We start from the raw sequence: 15,245 nt of genomic DNA, 5'->3' as shown, positions 1-15,245 counted from the left end.
AGAAAAAGACGCTTTTTCTTAATAGATTTTTAAGAATTCCTTTGCGTTTCTACACAAAACAAGTATCCTAAAAGAATAGAGCCGCATCAATCTGATAGGTTCTTTTTCCACAGGTTTTAAGAAAACAACACAGGTTTTATTTCACACAGAGTCCAAAAAAAGTAACAAAATTCCAAAAAAAGAAAAATCAGACTCTGGAAATGAAGAAAAACTGTGCTTAAGATAGGAATACATTCGAAGCGGAGGACTAAAATGTTGAACATCAGAATGCACTCGCAGGACACGCGCCTGCGTCCGAAGATAACTGTGATCGGAGTCGGCGGCGCAGGAGGCAACGCCGTCAATAACATGATCAGTTCCGGCCTTGAAGGCTGCGAATTCCTGGTCTGTAACACCGATGCACAGGCCCTTGACAGCAATATCGCTGAACAAAAAATACAACTTGGCCCGAATGTAACACGCGGACTTGGCGCGGGTGCAAATCCGGAAATCGGCGCAGCCGCGGCGGAAGAAAGCATTGACGAAATTCTCAGCTATCTTGATGGCGCGAATATGGTTTTTGTTACTGCCGGAATGGGCGGCGGCACAGGAACCGGCGCAGCACCGGTGATTGCACGTGCGGCGCGCGAGCGCGGCACGCTGACTGTCGGCGTTGTGACCAAACCTTTCCACTTCGAAGGCACGCACCGCATGAAACTGGCCGAAAACGGCATTGAAGACATGCAGCAATATGTCGATACGCTGATCGTCATCCCCAACCAGAACCTGTTCCGCATCGCCAATGAAAAAACCACCTTCGCTGATGCTTTCTGTCTGGCAGATGAAGTTCTGCAATCCGGCGTTCGCGGTGTGACCGATCTGATGGTGATGCCGGGCCTGATTAATCTGGACTTTGCCGATATCCGCGCCGTTATGGCCGAAATGGGCAAAGCCATGATGGGAACGGGCGAAGCGGAAGGCGAGCGCCGCGCTCTTGAAGCTGCGGAAGCTGCCATTTCGAACCCGCTTCTGGACGATATCTCGATGAAAGGCGCACGCGGTGTGCTGATCAACATCACCGGCGGCATGGATATGACGCTGTATGAAGTTGACGAAGCCGCCAACCGTATTCGTGACGAGGTGGATTCCGAAGCCAATATCATCTTCGGTTCGACCTTTGATGCCAATCTGGAAGGTAAAATGCGCGTTTCCGTTGTTGCCACAGGCATCGATGCGGAACTGCAGAAGAAAGTTTTCCGTCACGACCAAGCTGTAAAAACGCAAGGTTACAATAAACCCGTTGTTGAACAGCCTGCGGCACCGAAAACACCTGTTGCAGAACCCGAAGCTGTTAAAACATCTACGGAAACAGGCTCCGGCGATACTGACTACGGCACATCGCAAAGCACCGCCGGATGGGCACCCGCCCCCCGCGCTGCCGCACCGATGAATACGGGCTTCCGCTCCGATATTCCGAAACTGCCGGCATCGCTGGCAGCGCAGAATGCCGGCAATACGGGTGCAGGCTATGCCGCACAGGCAAAAAGCCCCGCCCCCGTTTCCAAGCCTGCGCAACCGGCGCAAAGCTATGAAACAGGCCATGCGGAAACAACGCTCGGCACGATGAGCAACGGCCAAACAGCCGCCGCTGTAAAACTGGATGAAAGCAGCTTTGACGTTTCCGCGACACAAACGCGCACGCAAACGCCTGTCAGCCAAAAACGCAGCCCGGCTTTCGATACAAACTGGCCGCAACCTCAGCGCAGCGCCTGCGGAAACAGCTTTATTCCGCCGAAACCTGTCGATCCGCGCACTGTGACGGATGAGGAATTGTTAGTAGAGGGTGACGAAACCGCCGCCTCCGCGCAATCCGCCGCACCGCAGCAAAATACGGATGCCCTGAAAACACCGCTGACAGCACCGCAACAGACCAGTGTTCCGGTTCGCCCAACAGCACCGGCACAGCAAGCCGCAACGCAGAAAGAAGAGAAGCCCTCGTTCTTTGAGCGTTTGACAGGGCAAAGAAAAGCCCCGGTTTCCGAAACATCACGCGCCGCAGGCAGCGATGTCAAGAAAAGCGGTGATGATGATGAGCTGGATATCCCGGCCTTCCTGCGCCGACAAGCGAATTAAACAAGTTCTTATTGCCTTTAACTTTTTTGCCGGGACTTCTAGTCCCGGCTTTTTTTCTTTTCCCATGGCTCTTACCGCTCTTTTTCCGGCAAAAAAGTAGAAATATTTAGACAAAATAAAGGATTTGTTTTTAGGATAGGAAGGACGGTTCTTTCAACCAACTTTTAAAATCATACAAATGACACTATTTCTCAGCAAAGACCACACGCACCCCGTTTCTTTCAACGGTCCGATCCGTACCGGACTATTTCTTGAATCAAAACGGTTTCTGGGCATCGGCTACCATGAATTCCAAAAAGAATTTATGAACACATTATCCAATGTCGCGCATGGCACATGGGGCGCCTCGAACTTCCTGACTTACAGTGACGGCGGCGAGATACAGCCTGACACGACGCGCGGCTTTCCGATTATCCCGCAATTTTTTATCACGCGTATCCTGAAAGACAGCGACCTGCTGGAAAAATTGAAAGAACTCGGGCTTAAACCCCAGATAGATGCCGCAGCTTTCCGCGATGAAAACGCGCCGCCGACTTTTGAAGAGGAAACGGAAGAGCCGGAAGTGTCTCCGGCGACCTTCCTGATTTCCAGTATCGAAATACGCATGAATGATTTCGGTTACGGCTCCGTGATTTTTACAGGAGCCATCCGGGCGCAGCAGGATTTGACCATTTTGGAATTTAAAGAAGTCTGCAAATCCATCGGCAAGCAGTTAAATGATTATTCAGAACTGTTTTCAAAAACATTTGAGACCGTCTGGATCAATACACCGCAAGACATCATGTCCAATACGGCCTTTGTCAGCAATATCAAAGCGCAACAAAACAACCAATATTTGGGACATCAGAAAGAAATCGGCAAAATTATCAGCGCGGTCTGTGTGTATGAAATTCCCTGCAAAGACGAGGAAAGCTTTCAAAAAGCCAAAGAGCTTTATACCTCGCAAATTTTTATCCGCGATGAAAAATACACGGAGGATGCCTCTCTGGACGAAAATATGGCCGTTTTCATCGGTCATGCCAATCATATCGTCATTTACAAAGAAGGATATTCTTCGCAATGGCAGCGTTCTCTGCTGCGCCGTGTTTTACAGGTCAAGAACGTCTTTTACACGATGTTTGAAGAGATTTGTGAAAACCTGATTCATATCAACAGCAGCATCAATCTTGACGATGCCCATCCCAATCCCGCCCTGCTGGAAGAAAAAGCGCGCATTCTTGTTGAATACCATGCCCGCACGGAATTCCTGCGCGGTGTCTATGATGATTACGACAACCATCTGGATCCGCAGAGCCTGAAAATTTTACGTACGATTGAGGAAACATGGGAAACGGCTGACCGTATCTATGCGCTGAAAAATCAACTGGATCTGGCGAAAAACATCCATGACAGGCTTGTACAGGATCTGCATCAGGTTCATGAAAAGAAACTGGGGGCCTTTATCCTGATTTTCACGGTACTCGGCATGATTTCCGTGATTATCGAGCTGGTGGAATTCACACAATTCCAAGATCTCAGCACACCGAACCCCATGCGATTACTGCTTTTGTTCACAATGATCTTTATCGCAGTCCTGTTTGCATTCCGCATACGGTACAAAGCCGAGACGCAAACCAAACTCTTTTAGGCACACTATTTTTATTTTAAAGGACAAAAAAACATGGCCAATGCAAAAGCAAAAACCGGAGATATGAGCGAAGCCTTTGACACGACCTATCGCTGGATTGCCGATATCCGTGACGAAATCCATAATTTCATATGGGGGCAGGAGCAGGTTGTCGATTTGTCTTTAACGACGCTGCTGTCAGGCGGGCATATGCTGCTTGTCGGTCTGCCGGGGCTGGGGAAAACCCGTCTGGTTAGTGTCATGGGAACCGTTCTTGGTCTGGAAACAGGCCGTATCCAATGTACGCCGGATCTTATGCCTGCAGATATTACCGGCTCGGAAATTCTGGCACAGGATGAAGACGGCAACCGCCATTTCAAATTTGTCGAAGGGCCGGTTTTTTGCCAGTTTCTGATGGCCGACGAGATTAACCGCGCCAGTCCGCGGACACAATCCGCCCTGCTGCAAGCGATGCAGGAATATACTGTCACTGTCGGCGGACATAACCATGCACTGCCGCAGCCTTTCCATGTTATGGCCACGCAAAACCCTCTGGAACAGGAAGGAACTTACCCGCTTCCCGAGGCACAGCTTGACCGTTTCCTGATGCAAATCAATGTCACCTATCCGACATTGGCCGATGAAAAGGATATTATCGCCAAGACAACAACCGCGTCTGAGAAAAGCCCGAAAACCCTTACCAAACCGCAAGAGCTGATCAAGGCGCAGGCACTTGTCCGACAAATGCCGATCGGTGAAAATGTCGTGGATGCGATTTTGGATATTGTCCGCCGCGGACGTCCCGAGCAAAGCGATCTGGCCGAGGTACAGGACTTCGTTTCATGGGGGCCCGGTCCGCGGGCCGGACAGGCCTTTATGCTGGCCGCCCGTGCCCGCGCACTTGTTGACGGTCGTCATGCTCCTTCCATGGATGATGTGATTGCGCTTGCCGAGCCTATCCTGCAGCACCGTATGGCGCTGTCTTTCCCGGCGCGGACGCGCGGTATTACTTTGCAGCAAATCATTACAAAAATATGTGAGAAATATGTCTGAAGAGAGAGCCGCCGGCCTTTAAGCAGACAACTGCTCTTTTGCCAGCAGGAATTTTTCAGCCCAGACACGCGGCGGCATTTCGCCGAAGGGGCCGTCTTTCGAACGCCAATAAGCCAGAATTTGCGGGAACTGATTAAATTCCAGATCTCCTTCGCGGACAATGCGGCGGTCAAGCGGCAGGATACGCAAATGTTTGAGTTTTGCGTGGCGGTGTTTGTATTCCGTATTTTCAAGAAAATCCTGAAGAACCGTTGCCAACTGCATCACATCATCCGTCCCGATACGGTTTTTGGCCTCTTCTTTGCGTGACAACAGAACATCCAGCGTTTCGCGGGCCGCATCGGCAATAGGACCCTGTGTAATCCGTGCAATATAAACGGCACGGCAGATATGATTCAAAGCCGCCTGCCCGATTTCCGGCAACCAGATCAGTGCGCCGGATTGCATCATCGCCACCTGATCAAGATAGAAACATTGCTGGCAATAATGACAGGAGGTGACAAAGTTTTCGATTCTTTTCATTTCGCCCGGCTTATCAGGATCCTGTCCTGTGTAATGGACAGTCTGGTGCTTGGCCGATTCAAAGCCGCAATACTGGCAAACGCCCTTGTCGCGCTGCATCACTTTTTGCTGCAACGCTTCATCTATATCAAGGACGTTATATGAAAAGACGCGCCCGGCGTCAGAATAAACACTAACCCCGGGCACGATATTAAGATACTTCAACTGTTCGTATACCTTTTTTCTTTTTACGGATACGTAACGTTACCCATTTGCGTGTGCACCAAGTGACCGCCTGCGTTGTCCTGACCGATCAGAGAGACCATCAAGTTGGTCAAGAGCGGGAACGCGAGCAGAGCACCACCGACGGCAAGACGGATCAGACCGTCTTTAAGCGGAGCCTGCGCCGGGTTGTCCACATGCGCTTTAATTTTGAAAACACCCGCGATAGCCATACCGATACCGGCGATAAACGCAACGGTAGAGATAAGGTTCGGGATTTTAGATGCGGATGTCGTAATAGCATCTGTTGTTGTTGTAAAATCCTGCGTTGCGACGCCGGGTGCCGCCAGAGCGAAAGCTTTGGTGGACATAAGCGGTGCAACAGCCATACCCGCGAAAAGACCGGCCGCGAGTTTATGGCTAAGTTGTGGTTTCTTTACATGTTTCATTACTGTGTACTCCTTGTACGTAATATAGGCTTAATATGATTTTATTTTCTGCACTCGTAGTCTATATAGAGTATTCCACTCCATTCTTACTATTTTACTAACAATATATTAAAAAACAATTAATTTTCTAAAATACTGCCCGCTTTCAGCTTTTCATCAGGTAAATGTGAAGCCGATCGCATTATATCCGATCGTACTCTGAACGGCATTGATGACAGCACCCAGATTGACCGCAAGCGCCCCGCCGATCAGGAAGGTCAGCGCCTGCGTAATCGAATGGTTCTGGTTGCCGTCCGCAACCAGTTTTAAGATAAATAATCCGCGCATAAAGGCGATAAAGCCGACCAGCGAGACGAAAATCAGGACAGAGCCAATGACATTCCGCATCTGCTGTTCGCTTTTACCCAGCGCCGCCTTGGCTGTTGCCGAAAAGACGGCATAGTTCTTCATCGTACCGTCACCGAATATACTGACATTGAAGGTCCCCATCGACTGACCGATAGCCATCAAAGCCATACCGCAGGCGAATGTGAAAAAGGTTCCCATACCTGCCGGGCCGCGCGGCCCTTCTTGCGCAGTTTTAATCAGGCGCGAGATACCGACCAAAATCATTGCAAGCCCGGTGATAAAGGTAAAGGAAATCAACAGGTATTTCATCGGAGTCGCCATGTTCGTAATGAACGTGACGGCCACATTATCCAAAGCGACAGGCAGTGCTTTTGCCGCTTTCACGCCAAAACCGGTACCGCTGCCCAATTCACCGCCATCATTGCCAAACAGCGACCCCTTGATCACATTGGTTGTCACGGGCAGCCCCAGAAAGGCACCGCCGGCGATCAGACGTTTAATACCGTCGCTAAGCGGCACCTGATTAGGATTATCGACATGGTTTTTCAGCTTCAACACACCCGTTACGGCAAGAACAATCCCGCCGATAAAGGCAATTGTCGTTAAAATATTCGGGACGCGGCTGATGGAAACGTGAAGATTGGTCAATACCTTCCCCACGCTCGGACCCGGAGGAGGAGCTGCGGCATGCGCCAATTCAGGAAGACCAACCAAAACAGCCCAGAATGCGACGAGGGCGAAAAGCGCCAGTTTAGTCAATTTCATGTCGAATCAATACCTCTGGCAGTTATTTTTTCTATATTACTATTATAGGCATGTTTTGGAATCTACCGCAAACATCCTTACAAGAAAACACCTTAAAAACAAACTAAGTTACTGTTTTTATTTAATTACCTTATTTGTGATTTTACACGGCAAAAAGGCAAAAATTTTATAAAAATTTCGTTAATTTGTTATAACCGTCTTCATTGCAGGGCGACATGCAATTATGCCTAAATATATAGTAAAAAGGCCGTTTTCCCGCGTCAAGTTTTACTTGGAGGGTACGGTTTTTATGATATAATGGATGAAGATACATTGTTTTCTTTTAAGGTCTCACGATAGATATTTAAGACGTTTGAAATGATCGGGACGTTATCTTCTTGCATTCATCATCGTGTTCGCCGTAAAAAGACAGCAAAAGGATTTATATAAAAGAGAGTACATGAGCGATGGAAGTTTTTGACAGACGACAGTTTCTGGGCGGCAGCCTTATCATAGCAACGGCGGCACAGCTGTGGTGGCCGGATTCAACGGATGCCGCGAGTCTGACGTCAGGCCGGCGTCTCACATTTCAGAACGCCCATACCGGCGAGGTTTTCAAAGGCGAATATTGGGAAGACGGGCGCTATTTACCCGATGCCTTTGCTGAAATCAAAAAAATTATGCGCGACCACCGCACGGGAGAGATTTTTCCGATTGACCCGCGCCTGATGGATATCCTGTTTGTCCTGCAAAAGCGTATGGAAACGAGTAAATCATATAATATTTTTTCCGGTTACCGTTCGCCGAAAACAAACAGCCGCTTGCGCCGTATGGGTTTCGGTGTCGCCAAGAAGAGCCTGCATATGCAGGGACAAGCTGTTGATCTCCGTCTTCCGGGTCGCCGCCTGACCGATGTACGCCGTCAGGCTATGGCTCTGAAAGCAGGCGGTGTCGGTTATTACCCGAAAAGCCAGTTCGTCCATATTGACACCGGACGCGTACGCCACTGGTAAGCCGGAGCGCTCCTTATAATCATTCCACAAAAATGCTGCCCTGCAAAATAATGCTGGCATCAGTGATTCGCGCATGGTAATATAAAGACATGCGGTCATTCGACCGTTTCAAATGAACCTTTTCAAGGTTGAACTGTTGCAGAAAAAACATTTACTGTTTGATACAACAAAAACTTTCAGGGCCGACGGCGGCCACCGTAAAAACGCCGCGGCAATGAAAAATGCAATATGCCTTTTCGCGAACCTCCCTCTTGGGAGGTTTTTTGTTTTCTACCACCATCCTCTGGAGCGTTCTTCTTACAGACGCTCTGCCATCCACCTTATATAAGGGAGACACTGCCATGGGTAAAAAATCCAAAACAGCAAAATACATGCAAAAAGACAACGACTCTGTCAAAGTACATCCGTTGTTTCAGGAGGGGTGGGATCCGCTTTCAGAATATAAAGGAGAGCGCGATAAAAAATATGTGAAGAATATCAAACCCCGCAGCGAAGGCCAGAAAGAGCTGATGGATGCAATGGAGAACCATAATCTGGTTCTTGCCATCGGCCCCGCCGGAACTGGTAAAACCTATCTTGCCATTTCCGCCGCCGTCGAAGCTTATGAGCGCGGCGAAGTCGAAAGGATTATCCTGTCACGCCCCGCCATCGAAGCGGGCGAAAGCATCGGCTATCTTCCCGGTGACCTGCAGGATAAAATGGCACCTTATCTGCGCCCGCTTTACGATGCGCTGCATGACAGGCTAGGCATCAAACGCCTGAAACATATGCTGGATAACGGCGAAATTGAAATCGCGCCGGTCGGCTATATGCGCGGACGGACATTGAACAACGCTTTTGTCGTGATTGACGAGGCGCAAAACTGCACCTATGTCCAGATCAAGATGCTGCTCTCACGCCTCGGCTGGCATTCAACAATGGTCGTCACAGGCGACCCCGACCAGACCGATCTTTTAACCGGCATGTCCGGCCTTGCCGATATCGCGCAACGGCTTGAACCGGTAGAAAATATCGCCGTCTGCCGCTTGGAGGAAACCGACATCGTCCGTCACCCGCTGGTCGCGGAAATGCTGGATGTGATTTAACCCTTTACCTGCTCCTTGGCAAATACGGCAGTCCCCGCTTTTCTATAAGGCGGGGACTGCTTATTTTAACATAAAATTTACAATTTTTGTCTAGACTGGTTTTGCATTCAATACAAGCAGGAGTCGCAATATGGATTTTTTTAAAAAGCTGTCGAAGATATTTCCCCATAAAAAAACGGATGCACCGGAAGCACCGACTCCGCCGGAAAACACGGAGGGTGTCGATTTTCTTGCCAAGCTGACCGGGCATAAATGGACACGCATTGACGATGTGATCGGCGGCACCAGCTATGCTATAGAACGCGGTAATGCCACGCTAAAAGATAACGAGTTTCTGGATCTTCAGGCGATGGCGCAGGAATTAAACACAAAACTGCAAGAGATTATCCCGGAGGCAAATAAATCCGAAGATCTGGACCGGTTCTTTCACGGGAGTAATAAGGAATTGGTGATCTCCGCCTATGCGCTATCCGCTTTCATGAAAATAGAGCCTGATTTAAACCAAACACCGGATATTGCAGCAACCGCCCAAGCCCTGCATGAGATTATGCGGACAGATTCGGATCGCTTTATCAAAACCAAAAAACCGACAATGCAGCAAGTCGTTCAAGGGCAGATAAAATTATAAACCGTTTTCTTATCTTTCCCTATTCGTATTCTGCTGTTTAACAAAACGGTTTTGCCGATTTTGCCGCAAATTCCCAACAACATATAATCTTGCTTGCCTGTTCAGTAGCGATGTTTTATTAATACTGCACCGCATTCACCGCTTTGAACAGAGAGTCTGCACAAATGAGCCTGCTGAAGAAAAACCGCCTTGCCTGCTATAAATCCCGCTTTAGTCTGGAGTTTTTTAAAAACCCGCAATACGCCTATACGCTTTATCAGGCAACGCAGCAGGCACTGGCCTTAAAATACGATACCATCAGCGTCATTGAATTCGGCGTCGCCGGCGGTTCCGGTCTGCGCTATCTGGAGAAACATGCGGGCATTTTGACGGAGCTGACCGGCCTGAAATTCGAGGTTTACGGATTCGACACCGCCGAAGGACTGCCGGAGCTGGAAGGCTATAAAGACATTATGCACCAATGGCGGGCCGGATCATTCCCGATGGATCTTGAGCTGCTGAAATCCAGCCTTAAAACCGCGAAACTGGTTATCGGTGATGTCAAAGACACCATCGGAGATTTTTACGAGACCTACAAGCCCGCCCCGGTCGGTGCGATTTTATTTGATGTCGATCTTTATTCCTCGACCAAATCGGCATTACGAATTTTTGACACCGCGCCCGAAAACTTTTTGCCGCGTGTTCGCTGTTATTTTGACGACATCATCGGCAATGAGACCGCTTTGACCAATGAATTTATGGGCGAAAAACTGGCGATTGCGGAATATAACGACCTCTCGGATAATAAGAAAATCACACCGGTTTACCACATGCTGGCCAAATCAATTCTGCGCAAATGGTACCCGAAATGCTATGTGCATCACATGTTTGACCATCCGCGCTATTCCGATTTCATTGCCAATCCGAACCAGTTCTCTCCGTTGCGCTAAAATATGCGCCGTATAGTCTGTTTCGCGATCCCCCTCCTCTACAGGCGGAGGTTTTTCGTGTTTAACCACTTGGAAACCTCTTTGCGGCAATATATCCTGTAACAAAATGACACAACCAAAGGAGAAAGCCGCCATGAGCAATAACCCGCAAGAAACGCAAAATACGCAAATGGTCGAGGAAGCCGTTGCCGTTTTTCACAGCGCCGATGATCTGCAGGCGGCAATGGATGAATTACAATCAAACGGTTTCATGCGGCAGGAACTCAGTATTCTTGCTGACGAAAAAGCCGTCGAGGAAAAGCTGGGGCATCATTATAAAAAAGTGCGGGCGGCAGAAGATGACAAAGACGCGCCCCGTACGATTTTCATTCCCAATGAAACCATCGGCGAAGCGGAGGGTTCCGCCATCGGCCTGCCGCTCTATCTTGCCGCGACAACGGCCGCTGCCGTGACCGTCGCCTCCGGCGGAACAGCGCTGGCTGCTGCTATAAGCGCCGCAGCTGCAGGCGCTGCCGGCGCAGGGATTGGCGGTATTTTCGCACGCATGATCGCCAAACATCACGCCGATTTTCTTCAGGAACAGGTCGATCTGGGCGGTATTCTGTTATGGGTCAATCTGCGCTCACCGGACATGATCGAAAAAGCGACAGCCATTTTGAAAAAACATTCCGCTCATGACGTGCATGTACACCGTATTCCTGTTTAAAGGGTTCTAGGCGGCTTTTTCTTTGCTCTGGGTCGCCATATTGTCGCGGATTTTTTGCAGGGTGTTTTTGAAGGTTTCCTCGATCCCCCATGAAGACGTATCCACGATAATGGCATCTTCCGCAGGTTTGGTCGGAGCAACGGCGCGTGTGCTGTCACGCAGGTCGCGTTCCTTCATATCGGCGAGAATCGCCTCATAATCGGCTTTGCCGTTTCTGGCCATCACTTCTTCATAACGGCGCTTGGCGCGGGTTTCCGCATCTGCCGTTACAAAAATCTTAATATCCGCATCGGGGCAAACCACCGTGCCGATATCGCGACCATCCAGAACAACGCCTTTATAACCTTCGGGCGGGTGTTTGGCGAAATGACGCTGGAAGTCCAGCAATGCCGCACGCACTTCCGGAACCGCCGCCACTTTTGAGGCCATAGCCGCAACATCTTCGCGGCGCAGTTCGGGGCGGCTTAACAATTCGGGTGTGATATATTTCAAAGCAGCTTTGATGCAAAAATCGATATCTTCCGCACGTTCGGGGTTGCCGTTACTGTCAATCATCAGCGTGGCCACAACGCGGTAAAGCGCGCCCGTATCCAGGAAAGCCAGTCCCAGCTCTTCCGCAAGGCGGGTTGCCAGCGTGCCTTTTCCCGCACCGGCAGGGCCGTCAATTGCCACCACAATGCGGTGTCCGACATGCACCAGCAGTGATGTGCTTTGCTGTTCAACTGTGGCAGTCTGCTTTCGTACCGTATTTGTCCCTTGCATCTCTCTTCTCCCGTTTGTCTTAGATGCTCTCTTTATTCTTCAATGCCGCATTGCGTCTTGCGAATCTTGTTTGTTAACCTTTTGTTAACTTATCAATCTTTATTTTAACATAATTTTAACTTTTTGCAAGTGGCATTTCAAAAAAAACAGAGCTATGATTTATGTTGTAACCACCCAATGACTATGCAAAAAGCGTGCCAGTTATTATGAAAGATAAAAGAGCTATCGTCCTGATCCGGTTCCTTCTCGCTGAATTTTATCATCTTTTCCTGTTCCCGAATAAATGGCGTTATGTGGTTATTTTCCTGATCTCCATGTATGTTGTCAGTCCGGTTCTGGGGCTTTTTTTTCCCGATATTGATACGGAGCTGAAAAAAAGCAATCTCGACCGCGCCGCCGTTGTGGAAATACTGGAAATCAACAAAAGCCCGATCCGTGTCCGGAAAAAGAACAGCCTTTTAACGCATCTGCATATGCTGACGGAAAAGCCGTTTATATTCTTTTACCTTTATAACGCCGACCGTATTGCCGGTATTGACGGATTGGTAACCACATGGTGGTGGCACCATTGGCGCAGTTACGCTTCACCGGCTATCGGATGCCGCATCACACTGTCGCAAAATGCGGCTTTTGATCTGGGCAGGTTCGGGATTTCAGACGGGCAAGCACGTAAATTACTGATCTTGCATGAGCTGCGGCATTGCAGCGAAAAAAACGTGCTGCTGCGTGATCCTTTCATCCGTGAGACTGATGCTGATTTACAGACAATCAAGGCCATGGAAAAACTGGATGATGATTCTGATTTTGCGCAAAAATTCATCTATCTGCGCGCCATGTATGTCTGTGATGAGGATTATAATAACGCGCTCTATCTTGATGCCGCCGTCAAGGGGAAAGACCTGCCGGATTTTGAAGATATCCGTGCGGCCAATATTGCTTTTTACAAGAAGTTCCGGAAAAACCGCGTCAAAGATTTTGACAATATGACGGCACTGGAACGCCGCCGCGCCGAACTCTTTCTGGAATCCGTCGCCTATCAAAAAGCGCGCATGCCTGAAACCGGTCGCCCGCCGCGGGTTATTTCCTCAAACCGTCGCTGCAATGTTACGCCGGACCCCGTGCAGTAATAAACTACCCGGCTGTTTTTGCCGCAGTCTCGCGCAGGCCGAGCATATGGCAGATCGCCAAGGCCAGCTCCGCCCTGTTCAGCGTATAGAAATGGAAATTCTGTACCCCGTTCCGGTACAATACGCGGCATTGCTCCGCCGCAACCGTTGCCGCAACCAGATTACGCGTTTTCGGCTGGTTATCCAGCCCTTCGAACAATAGCGCCAGCCAGTCCGGCAGATGGGTGTTACACATTTTTGAAAATTTGCGCACACTTTCAAAATTATTGACCGGCAAAATGCCCGGCACAACAGGAACCGTGACGCCTGCCGCCGCCAGCTTGTCGCGGTAGCGCAGAAAGAATTCCGGTTCCATAAAAAACTGGGTGATAATGCGGTTCGCGCCGGCATCGACCTTACGTTTGATGTTTTCAAAATCAGCTTCCGCCGATAAGGCTTCAGGATGCACTTCGGGATAACCTGCCACACTGATATCAAAATCGCCGATTTTCTTCAGCCCTGCGACCAGATCACTGGCATAATCATAGCCGCCCGGATGCGGCACATAAGTTTTACTGCCCTCCGGCGGATCACCGCGCAAAGCGACAATATGGCGGATACCTTCATCCCAGTATCTTCGCGCAATCTCGTCGATTTCCTCCCGCGAGGAGCCGACACAGGTTAAATGTGCGGCAGCAGGAATGCCGGTTTCTTTCTGAATACGGATCACCGCGTCATGGGTGCGTTCCCGCGTTGTACCGCCGGCCCCGTAAGTCACGGAGACGAATTCCGGCGATAGAGGCGCCAGCTGCGCCACAGAGTCCCAAAGCTGCGCCTCCATTTTTTCCGTCTTGGGTGGGAAAAATTCGAAACTGACGGACAGATTGCTTTCTACAGGCGGAATGAAGGGTAGCGACAATCCGCTATCACCGATAATATCTTCCGCAGTCCGCGCCGGAATTGTTCCATAGCCCGAGACAACCTGTCCCGTTTTCCATTTATTCTGCTGCAATTTTCCATCCTCGTTTGTCATTGCGCCATTATGGCGAAAAAGCTTTGTGCTGAAAACAGCTAAAATATTTTAAACCCGCCGTTTTTTACCCGTTGCTGGACAAAATTTCAATATTATGTTATTTAATAACAACTTTCATCGACACATATAGGAATGTTGCATCCATGACACTGATTGCTATCGGCGGAGCCGAAGACAAACAGAATAAAGCCGTGGTTTTACGCGCGGTGCTGAATGCCGCAAAAGACAGCGCCTCACGCGTCCATGTCATCACGACCGCCACAAACTATCCTGACGATGTCGCAAAGACCTATCGCGATGCTTTTGCCCGCCTGGGTGTCAAAAACTGTGAAATTTCTCACATTGAAACCGCCGCAGAAGCCGGTGAGCAAAGCTTCCTAGACAGTATTGACCATGCTGATATCGTCTTTTTCTCCGGCGGCGACCAGTCAAAACTGGCGCGCATCCTGAAAGATACCCCTTTCACCGACAAGTTGCAGGAGCGCCGCGAAAAAGATTTGATCATTGCCGGCACAAGTGCCGGTGCCGCTGTGATGTCAGCCTGTATGGTCACAGGCGGCACGCCGGAAGATGCCCGCCGCAAAGGCGGCATCAAGACCGGAGACGGCTTCGGTTTTGCGGAGGATATCATCTTTGATACCCATTTTATGAACCGCGGGCGGTTGCCGCGCCTGTTTAATCTTGTTGCCGCCGACCCGTCCAAGACCGGCATCGGCCTTGATGAAGATACGGCTGTTATTCTGCATAAGGATGGCAAAATTGAGGTCATCGGCAGCGGCAGCGTCACCATCGTCACAAAAAGCCCTGACGCAACATCTACAGATCAAAGTTTCACCCCTGCCGACTTTGACGTCAAAACTTTGCGGCATGGCGCACGGCACCGTTTGTAACAGGCTTTTACCTGCACAGGTAAGATTTGCATTTTACGCGGAAAATCTCTACATTGGC

The 15,245-nt window shown here is 49.7% G+C and carries 15 protein-coding genes; 10 read left to right on the top strand and 5 right to left on the bottom strand.

Annotated features, from left to right (window positions below; translation table 11 throughout):
- Window positions 1-252 precede the first annotated feature (252 nt).
- The 3 genes from ftsZ to HND56_01640 all read left to right on the top strand — a co-directional run bounded on the left by ftsZ (window position 253) and on the right by HND56_01640 (window position 4,771).
- On the top strand, window positions 253-2,112 hold the full coding sequence (gene ftsZ / locus HND56_01650) for a cell division protein FtsZ (protein QKK04467.1): 1,860 nt from the start codon (window positions 253-255) through the stop codon (window positions 2,110-2,112).
- Window positions 2,113-2,290: 178 nt separating this feature from the next.
- Complete coding sequence (locus HND56_01645; GenBank protein ID QKK04466.1) at window positions 2,291-3,739, top strand: hypothetical protein; 1,449 nt, start codon at window positions 2,291-2,293, stop codon at window positions 3,737-3,739.
- A 33-nt stretch (window positions 3,740-3,772) separates the two neighbouring features.
- Window positions 3,773-4,771: a MoxR family ATPase gene (locus HND56_01640; protein QKK04465.1), complete on the top strand. Its 999-nt coding sequence runs from the start codon at window positions 3,773-3,775 to the stop codon at window positions 4,769-4,771.
- An 18-nt stretch (window positions 4,772-4,789) separates the two neighbouring features.
- Here HND56_01640 and HND56_01635 read toward each other — a convergent pair whose 3' ends face one another.
- The 3 genes from HND56_01635 to HND56_01625 all read right to left on the bottom strand — a co-directional run bounded on the left by HND56_01635 (window position 4,790) and on the right by HND56_01625 (window position 7,056).
- Window positions 4,790-5,392 (bottom strand): type IV secretion protein DotN, encoded by a 603-nt coding sequence (locus HND56_01635; protein QKK04464.1) that lies wholly within the window; start codon window positions 5,390-5,392, stop codon window positions 4,790-4,792.
- Window positions 5,393-5,520: 128 nt separating this feature from the next.
- Window positions 5,521-5,943: a hypothetical protein gene (locus tag HND56_01630; GenBank protein ID QKK04463.1), complete on the bottom strand. Its 423-nt coding sequence runs from the start codon at window positions 5,941-5,943 to the stop codon at window positions 5,521-5,523.
- A 156-nt stretch (window positions 5,944-6,099) separates the two neighbouring features.
- The gene (locus HND56_01625; protein QKK04462.1) at window positions 6,100-7,056 is read right to left on the bottom strand and encodes a hypothetical protein; all 957 of its coding nucleotides are present in this window, start codon (window positions 7,054-7,056) and stop codon (window positions 6,100-6,102) included.
- A gap of 446 nt (window positions 7,057-7,502) precedes the next feature.
- On the opposite strand from HND56_01625, the gene HND56_01620 reads away from it, so the two are divergent.
- The 5 genes from HND56_01620 to HND56_01600 all read left to right on the top strand — a co-directional run bounded on the left by HND56_01620 (window position 7,503) and on the right by HND56_01600 (window position 11,396).
- Window positions 7,503-8,048: a DUF882 domain-containing protein gene (locus HND56_01620; protein QKK04461.1), complete on the top strand. Its 546-nt coding sequence runs from the start codon at window positions 7,503-7,505 to the stop codon at window positions 8,046-8,048.
- A 341-nt stretch (window positions 8,049-8,389) separates the two neighbouring features.
- Window positions 8,390-9,133 carry a PhoH family protein gene (locus HND56_01615; GenBank protein QKK04460.1) on the top strand — a complete coding sequence of 248 codons (744 nt, stop codon included), beginning with the start codon at window positions 8,390-8,392 and terminating at the stop codon, window positions 9,131-9,133.
- A 130-nt stretch (window positions 9,134-9,263) separates the two neighbouring features.
- Window positions 9,264-9,761 carry a hypothetical protein gene (locus tag HND56_01610; GenBank protein ID QKK04459.1) on the top strand — a complete coding sequence of 166 codons (498 nt, stop codon included), beginning with the start codon at window positions 9,264-9,266 and terminating at the stop codon, window positions 9,759-9,761.
- 164 nt (window positions 9,762-9,925) lie between these two features.
- Window positions 9,926-10,690: a hypothetical protein gene (locus HND56_01605; protein ID QKK04458.1), complete on the top strand. Its 765-nt coding sequence runs from the start codon at window positions 9,926-9,928 to the stop codon at window positions 10,688-10,690.
- 169 nt (window positions 10,691-10,859) lie between these two features.
- Window positions 10,860-11,396, top strand: coding sequence for a hypothetical protein (locus HND56_01600; protein ID QKK06520.1), 537 nt, complete (start codon window positions 10,860-10,862; stop codon window positions 11,394-11,396).
- A gap of 6 nt (window positions 11,397-11,402) precedes the next feature.
- Here the strand turns inward: HND56_01600 and HND56_01595 are convergent, their stop codons facing one another.
- The gene (locus HND56_01595; GenBank protein ID QKK04457.1) at window positions 11,403-12,158 is read right to left on the bottom strand and encodes a (d)CMP kinase; all 756 of its coding nucleotides are present in this window, start codon (window positions 12,156-12,158) and stop codon (window positions 11,403-11,405) included.
- A gap of 206 nt (window positions 12,159-12,364) precedes the next feature.
- Here HND56_01595 and HND56_01590 point away from each other — a divergent pair, with 206 nt between their 5' ends.
- Window positions 12,365-13,285, top strand: a complete 921-nt coding sequence (locus HND56_01590) for a hypothetical protein (GenBank protein ID QKK04456.1) — start codon at window positions 12,365-12,367, stop codon at window positions 13,283-13,285.
- A gap of 4 nt (window positions 13,286-13,289) precedes the next feature.
- Here HND56_01590 and metF read toward each other — a convergent pair whose 3' ends face one another.
- Window positions 13,290-14,297, bottom strand: coding sequence for a methylenetetrahydrofolate reductase (metF, locus tag HND56_01585; GenBank protein ID QKK04455.1), 1,008 nt, complete (start codon window positions 14,295-14,297; stop codon window positions 13,290-13,292).
- Between the two features lie 143 nt (window positions 14,298-14,440).
- On the opposite strand from metF, the gene HND56_01580 reads away from it, so the two are divergent.
- A complete protein-coding gene (locus HND56_01580) occupies window positions 14,441-15,187 on the top strand; it encodes a cyanophycinase (GenBank protein QKK04454.1) in 747 nt (248 codons plus the stop codon).
- Window positions 15,188-15,245: the final 58 nt, after the last annotated feature.

It is taken from the genome of Pseudomonadota bacterium, assembly GCA_013285465.1.
GTDB lineage: Bacteria > Pseudomonadota > Alphaproteobacteria > Micavibrionales > CSBR16-224 > CSBR16-224.
This window is presented reverse-complemented; position numbering and strand designations above follow the sequence as displayed.

Coding starts and splice junctions, on each gene's coding strand:
- HND56_01620 (QKK04461.1), top strand. CDS start 7,503: ATGGAAGTTTTTGACAGACGACAGTTTCTGGGCGGCAGCCTTATCATA.
- HND56_01580 (QKK04454.1), top strand. CDS start 14,441: ATGACACTGATTGCTATCGGCGGAGCCGAAGACAAACAGAATAAAGCC.
- HND56_01635 (QKK04464.1), bottom strand. CDS start 5,392: ATGCAGCGCGACAAGGGCGTTTGCCAGTATTGCGGCTTTGAATCGGCC.
- HND56_01615 (QKK04460.1), top strand. CDS start 8,390: ATGGGTAAAAAATCCAAAACAGCAAAATACATGCAAAAAGACAACGAC.
- HND56_01610 (QKK04459.1), top strand. CDS start 9,264: ATGGATTTTTTTAAAAAGCTGTCGAAGATATTTCCCCATAAAAAAACG.
- HND56_01645 (QKK04466.1), top strand. CDS start 2,291: ATGACACTATTTCTCAGCAAAGACCACACGCACCCCGTTTCTTTCAAC.
- ftsZ (QKK04467.1), top strand. CDS start 253: ATGTTGAACATCAGAATGCACTCGCAGGACACGCGCCTGCGTCCGAAG.
- HND56_01640 (QKK04465.1), top strand. CDS start 3,773: ATGGCCAATGCAAAAGCAAAAACCGGAGATATGAGCGAAGCCTTTGAC.
- HND56_01595 (QKK04457.1), bottom strand. CDS start 12,158: ATGCAAGGGACAAATACGGTACGAAAGCAGACTGCCACAGTTGAACAG.
- HND56_01605 (QKK04458.1), top strand. CDS start 9,926: ATGAGCCTGCTGAAGAAAAACCGCCTTGCCTGCTATAAATCCCGCTTT.
- metF (QKK04455.1), bottom strand. CDS start 14,297: ATGACAAACGAGGATGGAAAATTGCAGCAGAATAAATGGAAAACGGGA.
- HND56_01590 (QKK04456.1), top strand. CDS start 12,365: ATGAAAGATAAAAGAGCTATCGTCCTGATCCGGTTCCTTCTCGCTGAA.
- HND56_01600 (QKK06520.1), top strand. CDS start 10,860: ATGGTCGAGGAAGCCGTTGCCGTTTTTCACAGCGCCGATGATCTGCAG.
- HND56_01625 (QKK04462.1), bottom strand. CDS start 7,056: ATGAAATTGACTAAACTGGCGCTTTTCGCCCTCGTCGCATTCTGGGCT.
- HND56_01630 (QKK04463.1), bottom strand. CDS start 5,943: ATGAAACATGTAAAGAAACCACAACTTAGCCATAAACTCGCGGCCGGT.